The sequence below is a fragment of the Flavobacterium sp. SORGH_AS_0622 genome (genome assembly GCF_030818825.1).
Classification (GTDB): Bacteria; Bacteroidota; Bacteroidia; order Flavobacteriales; family Flavobacteriaceae; genus Flavobacterium.
The window spans coordinates 1617502-1639705 of sequence record NZ_JAUTAX010000001.1 but is presented as its reverse complement, the minus strand read 5'-3'; the positions used below and the strand labels follow the sequence as shown (position 1 = coordinate 1639705).

At 33.7% G+C, this 22204-nt stretch carries 17 protein-coding genes; 12 read left to right on the top strand and 5 right to left on the bottom strand.

Translation table 11 applies throughout. The features are described 5' to 3' along the window. Positions 1-11 precede the first annotated feature (11 nt). Both QE431_RS07135 and QE431_RS07130 read left to right on the top strand, forming a co-directional pair. A complete protein-coding gene (locus QE431_RS07135) occupies positions 12-5462 on the top strand; it encodes a DNA/RNA non-specific endonuclease (protein WP_307294221.1) in 5451 nt (1816 codons plus the stop codon). 203 nt (positions 5463-5665) lie between these two features. Further along, positions 5666-6190, top strand: coding sequence for a hypothetical protein (locus tag QE431_RS07130; RefSeq protein WP_307294217.1), 525 nt, complete (start codon positions 5666-5668; stop codon positions 6188-6190). A 164-nt stretch (positions 6191-6354) separates the two neighbouring features. Here QE431_RS07130 and QE431_RS07125 read toward each other — a convergent pair whose 3' ends face one another. Beyond that, on the bottom strand, positions 6355-7263 hold the full coding sequence (locus tag QE431_RS07125; RefSeq protein ID WP_307294214.1) for a LamG domain-containing protein: 909 nt from the start codon (positions 7261-7263) through the stop codon (positions 6355-6357). Between the two features lie 270 nt (positions 7264-7533). On the opposite strand from QE431_RS07125, the gene QE431_RS07120 reads away from it, so the two are divergent. After that, positions 7534-7737: a hypothetical protein gene (locus QE431_RS07120; protein WP_134140998.1), complete on the top strand. Its 204-nt coding sequence runs from the start codon at positions 7534-7536 to the stop codon at positions 7735-7737. A gap of 111 nt (positions 7738-7848) precedes the next feature. Here QE431_RS07120 and QE431_RS07115 read toward each other — a convergent pair whose 3' ends face one another. From QE431_RS07115 to QE431_RS07105, 3 genes are all read right to left on the bottom strand, one after another. After that, positions 7849-8766: a LamG-like jellyroll fold domain-containing protein gene (locus QE431_RS07115; RefSeq protein ID WP_307294210.1), complete on the bottom strand. Its 918-nt coding sequence runs from the start codon at positions 8764-8766 to the stop codon at positions 7849-7851. Positions 8767-9088: 322 nt separating this feature from the next. After that, complete coding sequence (locus QE431_RS07110; protein WP_057118614.1) at positions 9089-10129, bottom strand: PLP-dependent cysteine synthase family protein; 1041 nt, start codon at positions 10127-10129, stop codon at positions 9089-9091. A gap of 71 nt (positions 10130-10200) precedes the next feature. Beyond that, a complete protein-coding gene (locus tag QE431_RS07105) occupies positions 10201-12261 on the bottom strand; it encodes a S9 family peptidase (RefSeq protein WP_307294205.1) in 2061 nt (686 codons plus the stop codon). A gap of 143 nt (positions 12262-12404) precedes the next feature. Between QE431_RS07105 and QE431_RS07100 the strand changes: the two genes are divergently transcribed. Next, on the top strand, positions 12405-12725 hold the full coding sequence (locus tag QE431_RS07100) for a YbaB/EbfC family nucleoid-associated protein (protein ID WP_307294202.1): 321 nt from the start codon (positions 12405-12407) through the stop codon (positions 12723-12725). Positions 12726-12866: 141 nt separating this feature from the next. Here the strand turns inward: QE431_RS07100 and QE431_RS07095 are convergent, their stop codons facing one another. Further along, entirely contained in the window at positions 12867-13886 is a 1020-nt protein-coding gene (locus QE431_RS07095; RefSeq protein WP_057118618.1) for a low specificity L-threonine aldolase, read from the bottom strand. A 151-nt stretch (positions 13887-14037) separates the two neighbouring features. Between QE431_RS07095 and prfB the strand changes: the two genes are divergently transcribed. From prfB to hemN, 8 genes are all read left to right on the top strand, one after another. After that, a protein-coding gene (gene prfB / locus QE431_RS07090; protein ID WP_128414998.1) for a peptide chain release factor 2 occupies positions 14038-15136 on the top strand; the annotation gives its coding sequence in 2 pieces (ribosomal slippage) (positions 14038-14100 and positions 14102-15136; 1098 coding nt in all). Between the two features lie 83 nt (positions 15137-15219). Then, entirely contained in the window at positions 15220-15666 is a 447-nt protein-coding gene (gene msrB, locus QE431_RS07085) for a peptide-methionine (R)-S-oxide reductase MsrB (RefSeq protein WP_134140989.1), read from the top strand. A gap of 330 nt (positions 15667-15996) precedes the next feature. Then, the gene (lpxD, locus tag QE431_RS07080) at positions 15997-16995 is read left to right on the top strand and encodes a UDP-3-O-(3-hydroxymyristoyl)glucosamine N-acyltransferase (RefSeq protein ID WP_307294194.1); all 999 of its coding nucleotides are present in this window, start codon (positions 15997-15999) and stop codon (positions 16993-16995) included. Between the two features lie 419 nt (positions 16996-17414). Then, on the top strand, positions 17415-19043 hold the full coding sequence (locus QE431_RS07075) for an acyl-CoA carboxylase subunit beta (protein ID WP_307294191.1): 1629 nt from the start codon (positions 17415-17417) through the stop codon (positions 19041-19043). Between the two features lie 121 nt (positions 19044-19164). Further along, entirely contained in the window at positions 19165-19587 is a 423-nt protein-coding gene (locus QE431_RS07070) for a DoxX family protein (RefSeq protein ID WP_281865038.1), read from the top strand. A 105-nt stretch (positions 19588-19692) separates the two neighbouring features. Then, entirely contained in the window at positions 19693-20040 is a 348-nt protein-coding gene (locus tag QE431_RS07065) for a hypothetical protein (protein ID WP_307294184.1), read from the top strand. Between the two features lie 104 nt (positions 20041-20144). After that, a complete protein-coding gene (locus QE431_RS07060) occupies positions 20145-20621 on the top strand; it encodes a hypothetical protein (protein WP_307294181.1) in 477 nt (158 codons plus the stop codon). 119 nt (positions 20622-20740) lie between these two features. Continuing rightward, positions 20741-22105, top strand: coding sequence for an oxygen-independent coproporphyrinogen III oxidase (gene hemN / locus QE431_RS07055; protein ID WP_307294178.1), 1365 nt, complete (start codon positions 20741-20743; stop codon positions 22103-22105). Positions 22106-22204 lie beyond the last annotated feature (99 nt).

The following is a 22204-nucleotide window of genomic DNA, read 5'->3' as shown; positions in this document are numbered from 1 at the left end:
AAAACACCCAAATGCTAAAAAAACTACAATTTCAACTATTTCTAACCCTTGGGTTTTGGCTTTCGGCAATGGTTTCTGGTATAGCACAGACTTTTCCAGTTACTATAAGTACGCAGATTACACAGCCATCTCCAATCTACTTAAACAATTATGCCGATGCGACTACCATAAATAGTCCTATTAAAGTGCAGATTGCCTTAAACGATTTAACGATTTCAAATCGTCAGATTCGATTAAAATGTTATTTCCAAGGACAGTCGATTTCGCTGATGACAAACGATTTTGTAGTTGGAGCGAGAGATCTTTTTCTAGAAGGTGGAGTTCCGCTTCAGTTGACCAACGTAGATTTAGCACCATACTTTGAATATCAAAATCTTCTTGGAGTTAACCCAAATCAATATGCTCAGGCACTTCCAGAAGGCATTTATACTTTTTCTGTTGAGGTTTATGATTTTGCGACCAACAAAAAACTGTCTAAAAAAACCAGTGTAACAACAATCATTTTTCAAAATGATCCACCTTTCTTGAATCTGCCATTGAACAATGCTTCAATAATGCAGCAGAACATTCAAAACATTATTTTCAGCTGGACACCGCGACAAATCAATGTCAGCAATGTAGAATACGAATTTTCATTAGTTGAAATCTGGGATAAATATACTCCAGTTCAAAATGCATTTGCTTACTCACCTCCTCTTTATACAACCACAACGCGTTCGACTACACTGCAATATGGCGTTTCAGAACCGCAATTACTTCCTGGCAAAAAATATGCTTGGAGAGTAAAAGCAAAAGCTCTCTTGGGAGCTGAAGAAGTGGGTGTTTTTAAAAATAACGGATACAGCGAAATTTTCTCTTTTACTTACGAAACCTATTGTACGGCGCCGCTGGCAATCACTACAACAGATATCAGCCAAGATCAAGCTAAAATAACGTGGAGCGGTGACATTGACAATTTTGATTATCAGGTAAATTACCGTGAAAAAAATGCAGATTCAGATTGGTATAAAATAGTTACACCAAGAGAATTTGCAACTATCAGTAATTTAAAACCAAATGCAACTTACGAATATACAGTTGGTGCATCTTGCGAAGTTGGTAAATATACCCACAGTACAATTCAGGAATTTACCACAATGGCAAAAGACGAAATTGCTTTTGTAGGCTGTGGTATTAAACCAGATCCGGCAGATTTAGCCAACAAAAATCCGCTTCCTGAATTATTTGCCAATGATGTAGTAAAAGCGGGAGATTTCCCAATTGTAGTATTACATTCAAGCGGAAGCAACGGTAAATTTAGCGGAGACGGTTATGTTACTTTACCATTCTTAGAAAAATTCAGAACCCTTATAGATGCTGCAAATACTGCAGGTGGCCCAGATATTGGAAAATATTCTCGTATCAGAATCACTTTTGATAACATTGGTGTCAATACCGATTTTAAACTGATTTCAGGAGAAATTATCGCGAGTTATGATCCTACATGGAGCAACATGGCTGATGGTGATAAAATCCTTACCGATATTTTAGGAAGTGACGGAAAACCAATTGAAGGAAAACTAGATTATGTTGTAAAATCGGCGACTTTAAATCCTGATGGAAGTACAACTATCATTGGAGAAAATGGAGCTAAAACAACGCTTCCAAAATCTCCATACGATCAGGTTTATACGGATAAAAACGGAACTACTGTTACAATTCCTGCTAACGGAAGTGCTGCGCCAACTATTGGTGCTCCTGCCCCTGGCGGAAAAGCAACAGCTTCTAATACAAATGGAATGTCATCTAGCGGAGAAGTTGCTCAAATTTCATCTCCAGATGTAAAAATTACTTTTGAAGATAGTAAAGAAGCTAAATATGCTTTTGACCCACAGCCTGAAAACGGATCTGCAAAACTTAAAAGCAGTTACGAACTTATTCCAACAGGTGACGGAAAAGTTTATAAAGTTAATTACAAAGCAGTATCAGACTTAAAAGGAGACGATTATGTTATTGCAAGAGCAGAATTCTCTAATGGCAAAAAAAGCTCTGATATTGTCTTTAAAACAAGCTCCGGAGGAAAAGTTGATGCTGAATGGAACACATCAGACAATACCGCAAAAATTTTACTGAAGAAAACGCTGAATTTTGGTAAAGATGCCATTATTGCAACAGTAAAAGGAGCACCAGTAAAATCGGTACAAGACACAACTAAAACTGTTGAAGGAAAATCTGATGTTGCAGGTAAATTAAATGTTTGGCATTTAACCAAGAAAACGCCAATTAGTGTAACCTTATTAGGAATAAATGGAGCGAAAACTCCAGATAATGCTGATGCAGCAAAATTCCTTAATGATGTTTACAACAAAGCTGGTATTGAGTTTACAGTAACATCTCAAAATGTAAAAATTAACGATCTGCCATCTGAAATAGAAAGTGGCAACAGTGATCTTTTAAATGTTTACACAGACGGCCAGATAGACATAATAAGTCAGATAGAAGCTAACACAGATTTTAAATACAACGAGAAAACGTATTATGTTCTATACACTGGAAAATCGGGCCAAAATGGTTACGATGGTTTTATGCCTTTAGGCGGTCAGTACGCCTTTGTATTTAATAACGGAAATCTAAAAACTGCTGCACACGAATTAGGACACGGTATTTTTGGACTAAAACATCCATTTTCAACAGAAGCAGAATCAGGTAAAACTAATCTTTTAATGGATTATGGAAATGGTACTGTTTTATCTCACAACGACTGGGACATCATTCATAGCGGTGGATGGAAATTCTATGGTTTCCAGAAAAGTTCTTCTGGGGCTTTGGCTGGTGGATATGGACTAACCCCTAAGTGGGAATTTGTGACAACTAATACCCGAACTATTCTCTCTGGAGATAAAATTCCAAAACCAGATGAAGGAATGCTTATTGCTTTTCAATCTATAGTAGGTAAAGACACCTTAAATTACGTTTGGAATTTAGACTCAAAAACTTATAAACTGAATGGTAATGGTAAAGATTATGAAGCTGAAAATTATTTCAAAAAGCCAAGTGGCAGTGCTCCAATTTGGTTAATCTTTAATAATAAAGAAACTTGTGATAACAGAAAATATCTAAGAACCGATTATAACGAAAGATTAAGAAAAATTATAGAAGACAAAGATACAGCGGCATTAAACAAATATATCGCCGATTATAGCGCAGCTCAATATTTTGTTAAAACTAAAGAAACAAGAAGCATATACTGGGGCAATCTCGGATGTAATGCTCCTGATAGCATTGGTGGTGATGGAACCGATCCAAGTTATGAAAATTATGTAGTTAACTTAGGGAAAAATGCCAACAAAAATTACACAGAAGACAAAACTGATGTTAACACACAAACTACTCACGTTTTTGATTTAGCAACCGTAATTTCAGAAAAAGAGAAACAAAAAATATTAAATCAATTAGCAGGAATACAGAAAGATTCAGGAATTTTATGTAAAATATATTTTGTTGATTCCTTAACTCCAGAAGATAAAAAGACCGAGATAAACAACTATTTAAATTCTATTAAAGGAAAAGAAATTGGTTTATTAATAGATTTTACAAATGCTGCTGATCCCTCAATTAAAACCTTTCTTGGTGATGGTATAGAAGGAAAAGGAACATCACAAATGAATAAATACCTTAAGGCTTTAATTGAGGTATTACCTAAATTTGAGGGAACTTATACTCCCTTTAATCCTTTAACAGCAATGTTAGATGGTTTAGCAGGTATTATAGGAAAAGCGAAAATTCCAATTCGTTTTTATAATCCGGATGATACAGATTATAATCCAATCCCTGGTCAGGTTTACTCATTACTAACATTTAGTATAGTTAAGGATAAACTGAACAATTTTATATCGAATAATAATGCCTATGTAGCAAAGTATTCAGAAAGCCGTTGTGGTTTTGCATTTACATGTGGTATTTGGAATGGTTTAGTTGGTGCTTTAGGAGGGGTTCCAGAAGGAGCCTCTATGGTAATTAAAATAATTACAAACGAAGATGATCAAGCTGTTAAATTATGGGATGGTTTAACAAAACTTAGCTGGTCAACAATTGGAGATCTTGCAGGAGAACAATGGGATAAATATTCTGCCAATCCTTGTATGGCTTCCTATGCCACGGGAGAAGTTGGATTTGTTGTAATATCTTGCTTTTATGGTGCAGGAGAAGCTGAGGGATTGGCAGCATTTTTCCAAACTTTAGACAAACTTGATGCTGTAGGAGCAGTAATGGGTAAATTTGCAAAAATTAGCAGTCCTCTTATAAAAGCTGGAGTTGATAAATTTGGTAAATTTGTTATTACGCCTTTATCAAAACTAGAACCAGGTATTAGTAAAAAATTAAGAGAAACTATAGGGGATGCTTTAAAAAAGGCTATTAAAAGCTCTGACCAATTATCTTTAAGTTTACATGCAACAGATCAAGGTAAATTTCTTGTTGATGGAATAGAACATACCCCAGAAGAACTAGGTGAATTATTAAGTAAAAAATTAAAAAATAAGAAAGAAATAATATTACTTTCATGTAATGACTTAGATAGTGCTAGAGCTCTTTCAGAGGCAACAGGTAAGGCGGTTTATACAACAGATGGAGCAATTACCGTTTTTAAAGATGGAATAAAACGTGCCGAAGACACACATTGGTATAGAATTGAACCAAATGGTACAGCAACTAAAGTAGATACTCCACCAGTTAATGAATGTCCACAATGTGATGGTCCTGATGGTATTGAGATGGGGAAATCTTTCTCAGGTAATCTTGATAAAGAAGTATTAGAGGATCTTAACAAAACATTAGGTTCTAAAAAATTGGCTGAATTACTTGAAATTACTAAGCAATTACCAAGTACATGGTCTATTAAAAAACTTGATGGTAAACTAATTTTAGTAGATAATAAAGGGAAAAGATGGGCTGAAATTTTGGACAATGAAATTCATGCAATATCTGGAGACAAAGCACAAGGTTGGAATAAGTTTCTAAATGTATCTCCTCCTTTAATGAAAAAATTTAAATATGCTGTAGATAATGCCAAATATGTTTTTGAAACAGATGATTTAGGTAGGGTTAATAAGGCAGTTATGGACGATCTTGATTTTGCTACAAAAGCAAGAAATGAAGGTTTTCAACAACAAACGAAACGTGTTAAAGATGGATTACCAAATGACGATGGTGGCCATATATTTAGAAACGAATGGGGAGGACCTAGTGAGCAAATAAATTATTTTTCTCAAAATGCTGTGCAAAATAGAGCCGGGGGAGATTGGTACAAAATGGAGACAGCAGTATCTGACTTTAAAAGAGCAAATCCAAACAGTAAGATAAAAGTAGAAATGGAATTTTATTTTAAAGGAGATTCGAAAAGACCATATGCTGTTGATGTTAACGTCTATGTTGATGGTAAGCACAGTAATGTCCTCAGTAAAGAGAGTATAACAAATCCATAATTAAAAATTAAAAAAAAATGGAAATAAATTTTTTAGTTTCAGAGATAGTAAAAAATTACACAGAATTCAGCTATGATAAATTAGTTGTAGAATATATTTTCACTTTACAGGGTAGTTACAATTTTATTGTAAAGTATATAAGCGGAAACAACTCGACAGAATCCGAAATTTCTAATAAACCAATTAGGGAAACTGTTAGACAAATGGTTGAAACATACAATCAACTAAAAGATTCTACAAAAAAATTCAATCATGTAAAAATAGAAATTAATAAAGACGGTACTTACTCCGAAATATATTGGTGGGATAATCAGAAAGAAAAACAAGACTTACTAGATTATGCAGAAGTTTTCTATATATGGGCAAATGAACGTATAATGTCTATGATATTTGAATACGAAAAAGATAATAATCTTGTTCCTACACAATATGATTCGGATGGTGATCTGGAATATTTAAGTTCTTGGGACAGTGGTAAATTCACTTTCCATATTAATGAAAAAAATACTTTAGAATACAAAATTGTACTTACTATAGATGGAAAAGAAAGAGTTTTAGATCTACCTCTAAAAGATTATTTTGTAGAAGGACTTTTGGAACATTATAAAATAACTAATACGGAACTTTCTGATGAATGGAAACCTTGGAATACTATGATATTAAAATCTAATCATAATGATATCCCTCATGATAAAAGGAATGAATTTGTAAATTACATTTTGGAATAATTTTTTAACTTTCCAAAAATTAAAAACATAATAAAATGAATACCTCAAAAATAACAAGATACGCCATAATATTACTAGTAGTTTTATTCGTAGTAATTAGCGTACTAAGCTAAAAAGAAAGCCTTCTGAAATTCAGAAGGCTTTCTTTTTTATGAATATTTAGTTTATTTTTTTGGAGAATCATTTGTAACCTTAATCAAATAAGTTCCTTCGGGTAGATCGGCAATATTAGATCCGTTGGAGTCCATTATTTTTTTGCCTTGTGAAAAAACTTCAATGTTTTTTCCGCCTCTATTGGTTTCATTTGAAGAAGAAGCAACAACAATAGGAGCTGCTGACTTCACAGGTGTAGGTGTTGTTTTCTTTACGGCATTAGCAACAGGCGTAGCTTGTGCTGGAGCAGCAACAGCAGCTGTTGCTTTAGAACTGTTATAGGCTTCCCTAACCTGCTCATCTGTCATAGCAACAGTATATAATCTAAGATCGTCAATATCTGCATTGATACTTGTTGCGGTATTTAATTTTCCTATATTTAAAATATAACCCTTTGCCGAACGCTGAATTCCTTCAACAGATTTTAATAATTCTCCATTACGGTAAATTTTAGAGACATTTCCATCATAGGTTATGCTATAGAAATACCAAGTTTCCTTTGCGAGCGGTACAGAAACTACAACATTATTGGCATCTCCCCAGCCAACTAAACTTAGATCCGAATTACCTGAAACTGCTGGCTGCTGTATTAATCCGAAATACTGTCCATTTGCTGCAGCCCCATATCCTAAAATATAATTGGCTGCAGTTACAGCATTAAATTTCACCCATACAGATATCGTCTTTGGCTTATTATCCTGCGGAAGATCGCCCACCACAGCCTGATACGCTTTATTCGTAAGACGTAAAGCACTTTTAGGACTTCCCATTCTGTCATTTACAAAAACAGGGGCACCTAAAAACGAAACTGAATTATCTGCACTATTTAAATTTCCGTTGAAATTAAATTCCTGAACCGGGTTTTGCGCGTTGGTATTTAAAAAACTTACAAACATTAAAGTGAGTAATATTTTTTTCATATGTATAGATTTTTTTCAGAATATTTAATTTGAGACAAAACTTGGATGACAGCTATCTAAATGACCAGATTGTGCAATTTCAAGTTTCATTTATTTTTTTTATAAATTTTGTTAAAACTATAAATTTAATTCAGCATCACCAAACAATTCCTACATACAAATAAAGAATTCTCACAAAATAAAAGAACAAACATTGATGAACATTATTCCTATATTCTATTTTAAAAAATTATATTTGCCGATAATAGAACTAATTATCAATAATTCATTATGCAGACATCAAAATACACTAAAATTGCAGTAATAGTTTTAGTACTTCTATTTTTAGCCTTAAGCGTTATCAGTTGTAGTACTCATGTTCACACTACTTCGCAAGCACCAACAAGTAAAAAAATACCACCAGGACAAGCCAAAAAAGCTTCAGGAAGCAAAAGTGCAAAAGCGTATGCTCCAGGCCAGCAAAAAAAGTATTAATTGATAAAAGCCTTTTGAGATACCTCAAAAGGCTTTTTCCGTACTATTTCAAAAAATTAATTGCTTGCGCAATGTAAAAAATAACTAATATTAAAAACTAAGTAAAGACTATTATTTTGAAGTGATTTTTTTGGATGGAGCATTTGTAATTTTTAATAAATAAGTTCCCTCAGGCAAATCATTAATATTCATTGCATTGCTTCCCACTATTTTTTGACCTTGCGAATAAACCTCAATATTTTTAGTTGTTCCATTAACATCACTCGATGTTATAATTGTTCCGCCTGCCAATTTACTTGACGTCTTCCCTTTTGTTGCAACAGTTTTTGAAGTTTTCATTTCCAATGCTGGTTCTGAAGCAATTACAACAACTGGTTTTTCTTTTTCATACAATTCGCTAACCTGTTCTGGCGTCAAAGCAACATCATAAATCTTTAAATCGTCTACATCTGCATTGATTCCGATAGTGGTATTAATTTCGCCCAATCTAAAAATATTTCCTTTTGTAGATCGTGTCATGCCTTCTAAATATTTTAATAACTTTCCGTCACGGTATATTCTCGATGTTGTTCCTTCATACGTAATTGTATAATTGTACCAGACATATTTTTCTAGTGGAGTAGAAACTATAACATCATTAGAAGCTCCCCAAGCAGCTAAACTTAAGTCTGAGTTAGAAGAAGCAGTTCCTTGCTGTAATAAACCACAATATTGGGCGTTATAAGCATTACCATAGCCCCAAATATAATTAGCATTAGAAATATCGTTGAATTTAACCCAAATGCTAATTGTTCTAGCGCTCTTACCTTGTGGCAGATTATCGATTACGGCTTCTAAAGCTTTATTAGTTAATCTTTGGGCTCCTTTGACCTCACCTGCTCTATCGGCAACGAAATTATCAATTCCCATAAAAGAAGTTGTATTTGCCGTATTATTCAAAGTACCATTAAAGCTAAATTCCTGAATCGGTGTTTGTGCATTTATATTTAAATAACTTACAAACAAGAATGTTAGTAGAAATTTTTTCATAATAATAGATTTTAGGGATTAAATAACTTATGTCATTTTAACACCACTAAACTAGATTATTACAAATGTGAGCGAAAATTTTTCCGACAACTTACCTAAATACTCGTTAAAATAACCAAATCTGAACATTTTAACCGTCGAAATGCATTATTAAGTTTTCAATAAGATTATCAAAATAACACTCATTATTTAATCAACTTAATAATTTCTTACGTATAAATACGGTATTTTAACAAATAATCTTTTTCAATTCTTAATTAGAAACCATAAAAAAACTCCATTCGCAATACGAATGGAGTCTGATATTTAAAAAAGTAATTAATTACTTTACGAATTCAATTTTTTGAGCTTCTTCTTCGTTAACACTATCAAAGAAACCTTGTTCGTTCATCCAGTCATCACTAAATACTTTACTCATGTAACGTGAACCGTGATCTGGGAAAATTGCAATAATGTTGCTTTCTTTTGTAAACTCACCCTCTTCTGCATATTGTTTAATAGCCTGCATTACTGCTCCAGAAGTATATCCAACAAATAAACCTTCTTTTCTAGTGATCTCTCTTGCAGAGTGAGCACTTTCTTCGTCGGTTACTTTCATGAATTTATCAATAATATCAAAATCTGTTGCCGATGGAATTAAGTTTTTACCTAAACCTTCAATACGATAAGGGTAAATCTCTTTGCTGTCAAATTCTCCTGTTTCATGGTATTTTTTTAATACTGAACCAAAAGCATCAACTCCTAGAATTCTAATATTTGGATTTTTTTCTTTTAAGAATTTAGCAGTTCCTGAGATAGTTCCTCCTGTTCCGCTGCAAGCAACTAAGTGCGTTATTTGTCCTTTTGTCTGTTCCCAGATTTCTGGACCTGTAGTGTTGTAGTGTGCATCAATATTCAATTGGTTAAAATATTGATTAATGTAGACTGATCCTTTTGTTTCTTCGTGTAAACGTTTTGCTACATTATAATATGATCTTTCATCATCTGCAGAAACGTGGGCCGGACAGACATACACTTTAGCTCCTAAACTTCGCAGCATGTCAATTTTATCTTTAGATGATTTTGAGCTTACTGCTAATATACAATTGTAACCTTTAATAATGCTTACCATCGCTAAACTAAATCCTGTATTACCAGATGTTGTCTCTATAATGGTATCTCCCGGAGAAAGAATTCCTTTTTTCTCGGCTTCTTCAATAATATATAATGCTATTCTATCTTTTGAGGAATGACCTGGGTTGAAAGCTTCTACCTTTGCGTAGAAATTTCCTTCTAACTCTTCGGTGATTTTATTTAGCTTAATAAGCGGGGTGTTACCTATTAACTCTAAAACATTATTATAAGCGGTTATTTCTTCTTTCATAAAAAAATAGTTAATCAAAGGCCTTTTTAAATTAACCTTGATAGGTTGCAAATTTAACAAAAAATTTCTAATTAGCTTTTAATTTTTTCTAAATCTAATAAAAAACTAAATTCTTTTGCTAAGTCTTTTAAAGCCTCAAAACGTCCCGAAGCCCCGCCATGACCTGCATCCATATTGGTATCTAAGAACAAAAGTTTATCATTTGTTTTTAAATCTCTCAATTTTGCAACCCATTTAGCTGGCTCCCAATATTGTACCTGCGAATCGTGTAAGCCGGTAGAAACATACATATTAGGATATTCTTGCGCTTTTACATTATCGTATGGTGAATACGATAACATATAATCGTAATATTTTTTGTTGTTTGGGTTACCCCATTCATCATACTCTCCAGTTGTAAGCGGAATACTGTCGTCAAGCATCGTTGTAATTACATCTACAAAAGGCACCTGAGCTATGACGCCATTATATAATTCAGGAGCTTCATTTACAATAACTCCCATTAATAATCCGCCAGCAGATCCTCCCTCTGCATATAAATGTTCAGGAGAAGTATACTTTTGGTCTATTACAAATTTAGAGCAATCGATGAAATCTGTAAAGGTATTTTTCTTTTTTAACAGTTTTCCGTCCTCATACCATTGCCTTCCCAAGTCCTCTCCTCCTCTAATGTGCGCAATAGCGTAAATAAATCCGCGGTCTAGAAGCGACAATCTTGTAGAAGAAAAATAAGTATCCATTGTAATTCCGTATGAACCATAAGCATACAGTAATAAAGGATTTTTACCATTTTTCTCCAGTCCTTTTCTGTAAACCATCGAAATTGGCACTTTTACACCATCTCTAGCCGTTGCCCAAACTCTTTCTTCTATGTAATTATTTTTATCAAATTTTCCTCCTAGAACCTCTTGTTCTTTTAAGACTTCCTTCCTTTTAGTCTTCATATTAAAATCAATTACAGAAGACGGCGTTGCCAATGACTGATAACTGTAACGTAAAATATCAGTATCAAAATCAACATTGGTTGTTGTATACGCATTATATGTTTCGCTGCCAAAAGGAAGATAATAATCAGGCTCATCATTCCACGGCATAATTCGAATATGATTTAATCCATTCGAACGTTCTTCTACAACTAAATAGTTTTTAAAGATTTCGATATCTTCCAACAAAACATCTTCTCTATGCGGAATAAGATCTACCCAATTTTTCTTTCCTGTCTTGTTTTCAGGCGTTTTCATCAACTTAAAATTGGTCGCTTTATCCTTGTTGGTCAAAATATAAAACGAATCCTCGTAATGAGAAATACTGTACTCTAATCCGCGAACGCGAGGTTGGAAAACAGTAAATTCTCCATCCGGATTATTAGAATTAAGGATTCTGTATTCTGTTGTCAAGGTACTCCCAGAACCAATAACAATGTATTTTCTTGATTTTTCTTTACTGATCGACACATTAAAAGTATCATCAACTTCATCAAAAACCAAAACATCATTTTCAGATTCTGTATTTAATTTATGTTTAAAAACTTTATCTGCCCTTAGCGTTACTTGATCTTGTCGTACGTAAAAAATGGTATTGTTGTCGTTTGCCCAAACAGAAGCCCCAGTAACATTTTCTATTTTATCTGCTAAAATTTCACCTGTTTCTAAGTTTTTAATTTGAATGATATAAATTCTTCTTCCAACAATATCTACTCCAAAACTAGCAAATTTATTGTCGGGACTAATACTTAAACCTCCTAATTTGAAATACGCATGTCCTTTTGCCATTTCGTTGCAATTGAACAGAATTTCTTCCTCTGCAGAAAGACTTCCTTTTTTTCTAGCAAAAATTGGATAATCCTGCCCTGTTTCAAAACGGGTAATGTAGAAATATCCATTATAGAAGTACGGAACTGAAGAATCATCTTCTTTAATTCTTCCTTTCATTTCTTCAAATAGACTATCTCTTAAATTTTGAGTATGAGAAGTCATACTCTCGTAATAAGAATTCTCTTGATTTAAGTAATCAATTACCTCTGAATTTTCTCTGTCGTTAAGCCAGAAATAGTTGTCAATTCTAGATTCTTTATGTTTTTTTAATGTTTTTGGAATTATTTTGGCCTTTGGAGCCGATATATCATTTTGCATTGAATTAGCATTAATTTTTAATATGAAGACGCAAAAATACTACAAACACAACAGAACAAAATTAATTTTTTCATAAAATATTCTATTGAATTAACACAGCAATATACTAATTTTGTCTGAAATAATTTAAAAAATCAACAAAAATGGATTTAATGGGAATGATGGGTAAACTTAAAGAAACCCAGCAAAAAATTGAAGATACAAAAAAGCGTTTAGATACTGTTTTGATTGATGAACAAAGCGCTGACGGATTATTGAAAATTACTATTACAGCTAGCAGAAAGATAAAATCGATCTCTATTGACGATTCTTTGTTTGAAGATAAAGAACAACTAGAAGATTATTTGATTGTTACTATAAACAAAGCAATCGAAAAAGCAACAAATGTTAACGAAAGAGAATTAGATGCTGTTGCCAGAATGGATATGCCTTCTATTCCTGGAATGGATAATTTGTTTAAATAAGGCACAAAGGCTCAGAGTTGCAAAGGTTCAAAGGCTTTTTACTTTCTCTAACTTTTAAAAAACAAAAAAAAAGACGCATTGTGCGTCTTTTTTTTTAAAACCTATGTACCTCTGTCCCTCTGCGCCTTTGAACCTTTTTTCCTAAAACTTCGAAAGCGTTTCCAACACATAAGTATGCATTACTTCTTTGTAATCTAAATGCGTAACAATCCTAAGTTTATTATGTCCTAATGAACTTATTAATATATTTTTTTGTTTTAATTTTTCAATTAATAATTGATCGCTGTAACCTTCGGCTAACGAAAAAATTAAAATATTAGTTTCTACAGGTTCAATAGATGCAATCCAAGGTTTAGTACTTAAGATTTTCGCAATTTCTTTAGCTCTGCGATGATCTTCTGCCAACCTTTCAATATTATGAGCCAAAGCATATAATCCAGCTGCCGCTAAATAACCCACTTGACGCATTCCGCCTCCTAATATCTTTCTGATTCTCAACGCTCTATGAATATCAGCTTTACTACCCAATAAAACTGAACCTATAGGAGCGCCTAAACCTTTAGATAAACAAACTGAAATAGTGTCAAAAATAGCCCCAAATTCCCTAGGATTTTGTCTTTTGGCAACCAATGCATTCCAGATTCTGGCGCCGTCCATGTGAAATTTCAAATTATTGGCATCACAAACCTTTTTAATCTCTCTTAAATCTTCTAATTCGTAACACGCTCCGCCTCCTTTGTTCGTAGTGTTTTCAACACAAACCAAACTTGTTAACGGACTATGATAAAACTCAGGATCGTTTATTGCTGCTTTAACTTGTGCTGCTGTAATCATACCGCGGTTTCCATCCAATAAGCAACAAGAAACACCACTATTAAAAGACACACCTCCACCTTCATAATGGTAAACGTGCGCATATTTATCAGCAATTAACTGCTCTCCTGGTTGTGTATGCAGTTTAATAGCAGTTTGATTTGCCATAGTTCCAGACGGAAAGAAAAGTCCAGCTTCCATACCAAAAAATTCTGCAGTTCTATTTTCCAATTCAATCACCGTAGGGTCCTGTTTGTATACATCATCGCCAACATGAGCGTTAAACATATACTGCAGCATTTCATAAGTAGGCTTTGTTATGGTATCGCTGATTAAATTTATTTCCATATTCTAAAAACTATATCTTATTTTTGTATGCAAAATTACGTATTACAAATAGTTATTCTGAGCAAGTTTCAGTAAAATTTAACTTGCTAGTTTCTATAGACCAAATTAACGTAATAATTCTAAAAAACATATAAAACCAATTAATTAATTTATGACAACAGCCGAACAAGTAAAAGGTATTGTGGAGCGCCTTGGTGCGTTGAGGAGGTATCTTTGACGTTGATGCCAAGCTAATCGAAATTGCAAACGAAGAAGAAAAAACTTTTGCACCAGATTTCTGGAACAACCCGAAGGAAGCCGAAAACATTGTAAAAAATCTTCGAAACAAGAAAAAATGGATTGAAGATTATGACAAAGCCGTATCACTTACAGATGAATTACAGCTGGCTTATGATTTTTATAAAGAAGGCGAACTTTCTGTCGAAGAATTAGATGAACAATACAATACTGCACAATCGCATATTGAAAACATCGAATTTAAAAATATGCTTTCTGATGAAGGTGACAGCTTAAGTGCTGTAGTACAAATTACTGCAGGAGCCGGCGGAACTGAAAGCTGTGACTGGGCAGGAATGCTGATGCGTATGTACATGATGTGGGGAGAAAGCTATGGTTACAAAATTAAAGAGCTTAACTTTCAAGAAGGTGATGTTGCTGGTATAAAGACAGTAACGTTAGAATTTGAAGGCGACTATTCTTTTGGCTATCTAAAAGGAGAAAATGGCGTTCACCGATTGGTTCGAATTTCTCCTTTTGACAGTAACGCTAAACGTCACACTTCATTTGTATCTGTATATGTTTATCCGCTTGTTGATGATAGTATCGAAATTGACATTAATCCTGCCGATATTGAAATCACAACTTCTCGCTCAAGTGGTGCTGGAGGACAGAACGTAAATAAGGTAGAAACGAAAGTTCAATTGGTTCACAAACCAACTGGAATTCAGATTCAGTGTTCTGAAACGAGATCTCAACAAGATAACAGACAGCGTGCTATGCAGATGCTTCGTTCTCAATTGTATGAAATCGAATTGAAGAAACAACAAGCACAGCGTGCCGATATCGAAGCTGGAAAAATGAAAATTGAATGGGGTTCGCAGATTCGTAACTATGTCATGCAGCCTTATAAATTAGTAAAAGACGTTCGTACTGGTTACGAAACCAGCGATGTTGACGGTGTAATGAACGGAAATATTGATGCGTTTCTTAAGGCCTATCTAATGATGATGGGACAGAAAGAGGAAGAGTAAAGTTTTTCAGTCGCAGTTTTCAGTCGCAGTAAACTTGAAACTTGAAACCTGAAACTTTAAACGAAACTAAAAAAAAACAGATTATGATAAAATGGGCAGATGTAATTCATTTTACAAATAAAGGAAATCCAACTCCTGATAAAAGAGTTGAGAAAACGGAGGAAGAATGGAAACAAATTTTAACTCCAGAAGAATTTCAGGTGACACGTTTAAAAGGAACCGAAAGATCTTTTAGTTCTGAATTATGCAGTTTGTTTGATCCCGGAATTTACGAGTGTAAATGCTGCGGAACGGTTCTTTTTGATGCCAGCGAAAAATTCGAATCTGGAACAGGATGGCCTTCTTTTACACAGCCTGTAAAAGAAAGTGTCGTTGGTTACCACGCCGATAAATCATACGGAATGATTCGTGTTGAAGTGACATGTAATGTATGTGATGCGCATTTAGGACACGTTTTTCCAGACGGACCGCCTCCAAGTGGTTTACGATACTGCATTAATGCCGTTTCACTATCAAAAATCAAAGAATAAATTACAAAAGCGATTCCTTTTTAGAGTGAATCGCTTTTTTTTAATCATCACTCAGTTAAACAATTAACAGATCAAATGTAAGTGAGTACTTATCAATTAAATATTTTTTTTCTGAATAGGCTATTCATGATCAATTCAATCTAAAAACATAGCTACAGTTTACTTAAACATTAAAAAACATTCAGTAATTTAATAGTTAAAATGTTAATTTTGTAATATTTAGACTTCTATTTTAAATATTTATTAAGAAACTTAAAAATTTTATTAGGTAATTAAAATGTAATTCAGTTTATTTGGCAAAAATTAATCCCCTAGTCTATTAAACTGTCAATGAGATCGTATTCAATTCAAGAAATTAATGAAGTAATTAATGGCGTAATTTACGGCACTACTTCACAAAGCATAACCGCAACAGAACAATTAGAAAAAGCTACAACTTCAGAAATTTCTTTTATAGGAAATAAAAAATACGAAAAATACTGGTCGACATCAAATGCGTCAATTGCTGTAGTTAATGAAGACATTTCGATCGAACCTGGTGAAAATCGCGCTTTTATTAAAGTAAAAAATGCCGATTTGGCCATGTCACAAATTCTTGCCCTTTTTGCCCCTCCTACTCCTATTTTCCATAACAATATTCACAGAACTGCGACTATTGACGACACAGCTATAATTGGAGAAGGCGCTAAAATTGGTGCCGGATGTTATATTGGACCAAAAGTAGAAATTGGTGCCCATGCAACTATTTATCCAAATGTGACTATTTTGGACGAATGTACTATCGGAAAAAACACCATTATTTGGTCTGGAACAGTTGTACGTGAACGCTGCCATATTGGAAGCGACTGTATCATTCATCCAAATGCAACAATTGGCGCAGATGGTTTTGGATTTCGTCCTTGTACTGAAAAAGGTTTAGTGAAAATTCCACAAATTGGAAATGTTATTATTGGCAACGGAGTTGAAATTGGAGCAAATTCTTGCGTTGACCGCGGTAAATTTAGTTCTACAGTTCTGGGAGATGGCTGCAAAATTGATAATTTAGTGCAGATTGGACATAACAGCAAGTTAGGTAAGTTCTGTATAATGGCAGGAAACAGCGGTTTGGCGGGTTCTGTAACTTTAGGAAATGGCGTTATTATTGGCGGAAGCGCTTCCATAAAAGACCATACAACTATTGGAGACGGAGCTATCGTTGGTGCTGGATCTGGCGTTATAGGTGATGTCCCAGCAGGAAAAACAATGCTTGGTTATCCAGCTGTTGAAGCGCGTGATGCTTTAAAACAATGGGCAACATTAAAGAGAATGGCTTGTGCTATTAAAAAATAAATTAAACATTACATATATAAAAAAACATCCGCTACAACGGATGTTTTTTCATTTTATAAAGCTTCACATTTAAAACCAATATTTTTGAATTAATCTTAAAAGAAAAATTTACCACAGAGAACGCAAAGTTTTTTAAATACTTAGGCATAATATAAACATAAAGTCCACAAAACTTTGCGGACTTAGATAGTGTAAAACAACTCAAATCTTAGTGAACACTACGAAAACCTTTGTACCCTCTGCGTTAAAATATTTTACGGCTATGCTGTTTTTAATTTTTCTCCATAACATTTAGAGTTAATCTTTACTTGTATGCGAAATGAAAGTTAAATGCCCTTTCTTAATTCATAAAGCAACCCTTTTATTTCAATTGATTTTGTAAATTAGCCAACACTATTTTACAAAATCAATACTATATTATGGATTTAAACTTCAATAAAAACGAAGATCACAATAAACTGCTCCTTTCTGAATTAAAACAAAAATTTGCCAAAGTAAAATTAGGCGGAGGCGAAAAAAGAATCGAAAAATTGCATTCTGAAGGTAAAATGACAGCCCGTGAAAGGATTGCATATTTATTGGATGAAAATGCAAAAAGTATTGAAATTGGCGGTTTTGCAGGCGAAGGAATGTATGCAGAACATGGCGGATGCCCTTCGGGAGGCGTTGTTGTAAAAATTGGTTACATCAAAGGAAAACAATGTATTGTGGTTGCCAATGATGCGACAGTAAAAGCTGGAGCATGGTTTCCGATTACAGGAAAGAAAAACCTACGCGCACAGGAAATTGCAATGGAAAACAGACTTCCTATTATTTATTTGGTAGACAGCGCGGGCGTTTATCTTCCAATGCAGGATGAAATTTTTCCAGATAAAGAACACTTCGGCCGCATTTTTAGAAATAATGCTCAAATGAGCAGTATGGGTATCACGCAGATTGCTGCAGTTATGGGAAGCTGTGTTGCAGGAGGTGCCTATCTTCCTATCATGAGCGATGAGGCATTAATTGTAGACAAAACCGGAAGTATTTTCCTTGCCGGAAGTTATTTGGTAAAAGCGGCAATTGGAGAAACTATTGACAACGAGACTTTAGGAGGAGCAACTACGCATTGTGAAATTTCTGGAGTAACCGATTATAAGGCTAAAGACGACAAAGATGCTTTAGATAAAATCAAAAATATAGTAGACAAAATTGGTGATTATGATAAAGCTGGTTTCAGCCGAGTTAAAGCTGAAAAACCTGCTTTAGATCCAAATGAAATTTATGGAATCCTTCCGAAAGCAAGATCTGAACAATATGATATGATGGAAATCATCAAACGTTTGGTCGATAATTCTGAGTTTGAAGCTTATAAAGATGGCTACGGTCAATCGCTTATTACAGGCTACGCCAGAATAGACGGCTGGGCAGTCGGTATTGTTGCTAACCAGCGAAAAGTGGTAAAAACTAAAAAAGGAGAAATGCAGTTTGGCGGCGTGATCTACTCAGACAGTGCTGATAAAGCAACCCGATTTATAGCCAATTGCAACCAGAAAAAAATTCCTTTAGTATTCCTTCAAGATGTAACAGGTTTTATGGTCGGTTCTAAATCAGAGCACGGCGGCATTATAAAAGACGGAGCCAAGATGGTAAACGCCGTAAGTAATTCTGTCGTTCCTAAATTTACAGTTATTGTCGGAAATTCTTATGGCGCAGGAAATTATGCCATGTGCGGAAAAGCGTATGACCCTCGATTAATATTTGCCTGGCCAAGTGCAGAACTTGCCGTTATGGGCGGAACACAAGCGGCAAAAGTATTGGCACAAATTGAAGCTTCTTCGCTAAAAGCAAAAGGAGAATTGGTAGACGAACAAAAAGAAACAGAATTATTCAATAAAATAAAAGCACGCTACGACGAACAGACTTCGCCTTACTATGCAGCTGCAAGACTTTGGACAGATGCCATAATTGATCCTTTAGAAACTCGTAATTGGATTTCTTTAGGTATCGAAGCAGCAAACCATGCCCCTATTCAAAAACCATTTAATTTGGGTGTAATTCAGGTGTAGTAATTTAAGAATTCTCAAAACACGTTAAAAAAATAGTAAAAAACTCAATTTCAAGCTGTTAAAAATAAATATCATACTAAAATTTAGTAACTTAGTATATAATTTTTAATCACACAGCATCATGGAAAATGTAAAAAGTTTAAATAAATGGGCGAATTCGCACACTTATTTGCCAGTTGATTTAGTACGTATTGTTTTGGGTGGATTTTTATTTATGAAAGGTGTATCATTTGTCACCAATATTCAATACCTGCATGATTTAATTTCCCCGATAGATAAATTTGGCGGAGGTATGTTTATGCTGCATTACATTGCTCCTGCCCATATGATTGGCGGTATCATGATTATTTTTGGATTACTAACACGTTGGGCAATTGCAGCTCAATTACCAATATTATTTGGTGCAGTTCTCATCAATTTCATGGGAAAAATGCATTCAGAAAATTTAATTTTAGCTGTTGTCGTTTTATTAATCTGCATCTTCTTCTTGTTTTACGGAAGCGGCAAGCATTCTGCAGATTATTATTTTAAAATGCAACAATAACTTAAATCCTCAGCTTTTTACAGAAAAAGGTTGAGGATTATTTTTGAGTGTTAATTAATTCTATAAAATTTCTTTAATTGTGTTTTATGACTTAAATTCGCCGACATGAATTGGATTCGTAAAGCCGTTATTTGTGTTGCACTTTTGATTGCAGGTTTGTTTGCTTATCAGGCGGACACAGCTTCTGTGCATATAATTGAAACGCAAAAAACAGATTCAAATTTCTGCAAAGACATCACAGATTCGTCTGCATTTATTCAGCCTCAGGGAAGTTATCAATTTGCAGCAAACATCAAAACAAATCCTTCTGGAATTCTAAAATGTTTTGATTCTCTATTACCGCTTATCCCACAGCATCAAACTGTTACAAATACTACCGTATATACTAAAATTTTTACAACTCAAAGTAAAAAAGTCTTAGTTATACTCTATGCTTTCCATTTTTTCTGGTAAATAAATACTTGATTTCACCTGAAGATTTATTCTTCAATTACAACTAGACCGTTTTCTATTTGAAAACTGTTTCGTACATCATTTATTTATTTCATTAAAACATTATGGAAACTACTACAACAATAATGGGTATTGTGATTTTAATTATTGTCGCAATTCCAGTATATTTTTCTGCCCGCACAAGTGCTGCGAGTAAATCAAGAATTTTGAATATTAAAAAGCGTTTTAATCCATCAAATCCGGAAAGTTTTGATTTGACAGAATCGATCAACAATAAAACATTAACGCTGGATCAAAAAAACAACAAATTCATTCTAATGAATTTCAATCCGAATCAGCAAGAATCAACTTTTGTCGATTTAAACACAATTGCTTCCTGCAAGCTGGTTCCAACAACAGATGGAAATTCAGACACCATTATTAAAATTGATTTTGAATTTCAAGATAAAGAAACATCCAAAAAAATAATAATTCCATTCTATGATTTTGATGATGAACGCATCAAACAGATAAGCGTTTATCAAGATCATCAGTTTGCAAAAAAATGGCATAAAATCATCCAAGATTCTATTTCACGTTAGTTATTTAATTCAGTAAAGAGGCTCAATTTTGAGTCTCTTTTTTTTGTTTGTTACATGATATTTGTCATTTTATGTCTATCAGTGATGTTTTAATTTTGATGTAAACTAAATCCGTCATTATGAAAATCTCTTTGACTCAAAAGTACAATGTCCCAGGTCCAAGATATACCAGCTATCCGACAGTTCCGTATTGGAATGAAGCTGCGTTTACAACAGAAAAATGGATCACTTCTTTACAAAAATCCTTTTCAGAAAGTAATTCAAAGAACGGAATTAGTTTATACATTCACTTACCTTTTTGCGAAAGCATGTGCACTTTCTGCGGATGCAACAAGCGTATTACAAAAAATCATTCTGTTGAAGAAACTTATATAAAAGCACTTTTAAAAGAATGGAGTTTATATTGTAAAGTACTCCCAGAGAGACCTGTTATTAAAGAAATACACTTAGGCGGCGGAACACCCACCTTTTTTTCAAAAGAAAATCTAGAGCATCTTATAAACGGAATTTTCAGTTATGCTGTAAAAGCAGAAAATCATGAATTTAGTTTTGAAGGACATCCCAACAATACCACTTATGAACAGCTTAAAAAATTATATGATTTAGGCTTTCGCCGAGTAAGTTTTGGGGTTCAGGATTATTCTGCTAAAGTGCAAAAGGCTATAAATAGAATTCAGCCTTTTCATAATGTTGCCAAAGTAACATTTTGGGCAAAAGAAATTGGTTACACCTCAATTGGTCATGATATAATATTTGGTCTTCCTTTTCAAACTGTTGAAGATGTAATTGATACAGTTGAAAAAACAAATTCTCTAAAACCAGATCGCTTAGCTTTTTACAGCTATGCTCATGTGCCTTGGATAAAAGGAAATGGACAACGCGGTTTTAATGATGAAAATCTCCCAAGAGATGCCGAAAAAAGAAAACTGTATGAAATTGGCAAACAGCTTTTAACTATAAATGGTTATCACGAAATTGGAATGGATCATTTTGCATTAGAAAGTGACAATTTGTACAAAGCGGCACACAATGGTAATCTTCATCGTAATTTTATGGGCTATGGTGCTTCTAAAACTCAGGTTATGATTGGTTTGGGAGTTTCTTCTATTAGCGACAGCTGGTATAGTTTTGCACAGAACACTAAAAATCTAGAAGATTATTATCAATTATTAGAATGGGATAAGCTGCCTGTTGTAAAAGGTCATATTTTAAATGATGAGGATCTAATCATTAGAAAACACATTCTAAATTTAACTTGTGAATTAGAGACTTCCTGGACAAAAGATTTTTTAAATTTTGCAGAACTTTCAGAAGTTTTAACTGCTTTGAAAGAAATAGAAAATGACGGTTTGATTGTTATTGAAGATAATAAAATCAAGATTACGGAAGAAGGAAGACCTTTTGTGCGTAATATTTGTATGGCTTTTGATTTACATTTAAAAAGAAAATCACCAGAAACTAATTTGTTTTCAATGACTGTGTAATTAAATAAATATTAAACACAAAGGAACATAGTTTTTAATGCTAAGAAAGAAAATAAATAGAAATATATTTCTAGCACATAACTAATGTGACATTGAAAT

Bases quoted from the DNA above. Each gene is read 5' to 3' on its own strand.
- QE431_RS07135 (WP_307294221.1), top strand. From the start codon at position 12: ATGCTAAAAAAACTACAATTTCAACTATTTCTAACCCTTGGGTTTTGG.
- QE431_RS07130 (WP_307294217.1), top strand. From the start codon at position 5,666: ATGGTTGAAACATACAATCAACTAAAAGATTCTACAAAAAAATTCAAT.
- QE431_RS07125 (WP_307294214.1), bottom strand. From the start codon at position 7,263: ATGAAAAAAATATTACTCACTTTAATGTTTGTAAGTTTTTTAAATACC.
- QE431_RS07120 (WP_134140998.1), top strand. From the start codon at position 7,534: ATGCAGACATCAAAATACACTAAAATTGCAGTAATAGTTTTAGTACTT.
- QE431_RS07115 (WP_307294210.1), bottom strand. From the start codon at position 8,766: ATGAAAAAATTTCTACTAACATTCTTGTTTGTAAGTTATTTAAATATA.
- QE431_RS07110 (WP_057118614.1), bottom strand. From the start codon at position 10,129: ATGAAAGAAGAAATAACCGCTTATAATAATGTTTTAGAGTTAATAGGT.
- QE431_RS07105 (WP_307294205.1), bottom strand. From the start codon at position 12,261: ATGCAAAATGATATATCGGCTCCAAAGGCCAAAATAATTCCAAAAACA.
- QE431_RS07100 (WP_307294202.1), top strand. From the start codon at position 12,405: ATGGATTTAATGGGAATGATGGGTAAACTTAAAGAAACCCAGCAAAAA.
- QE431_RS07095 (WP_057118618.1), bottom strand. From the start codon at position 13,886: ATGGAAATAAATTTAATCAGCGATACCATAACAAAGCCTACTTATGAA.
- msrB (WP_134140989.1), top strand. From the start codon at position 15,220: ATGATAAAATGGGCAGATGTAATTCATTTTACAAATAAAGGAAATCCA.
- lpxD (WP_307294194.1), top strand. From the start codon at position 15,997: ATGAGATCGTATTCAATTCAAGAAATTAATGAAGTAATTAATGGCGTA.
- QE431_RS07075 (WP_307294191.1), top strand. From the start codon at position 17,415: ATGGATTTAAACTTCAATAAAAACGAAGATCACAATAAACTGCTCCTT.
- QE431_RS07070 (WP_281865038.1), top strand. From the start codon at position 19,165: ATGGAAAATGTAAAAAGTTTAAATAAATGGGCGAATTCGCACACTTAT.
- QE431_RS07065 (WP_307294184.1), top strand. From the start codon at position 19,693: ATGAATTGGATTCGTAAAGCCGTTATTTGTGTTGCACTTTTGATTGCA.
- QE431_RS07060 (WP_307294181.1), top strand. From the start codon at position 20,145: ATGGAAACTACTACAACAATAATGGGTATTGTGATTTTAATTATTGTC.
- hemN (WP_307294178.1), top strand. From the start codon at position 20,741: ATGAAAATCTCTTTGACTCAAAAGTACAATGTCCCAGGTCCAAGATAT.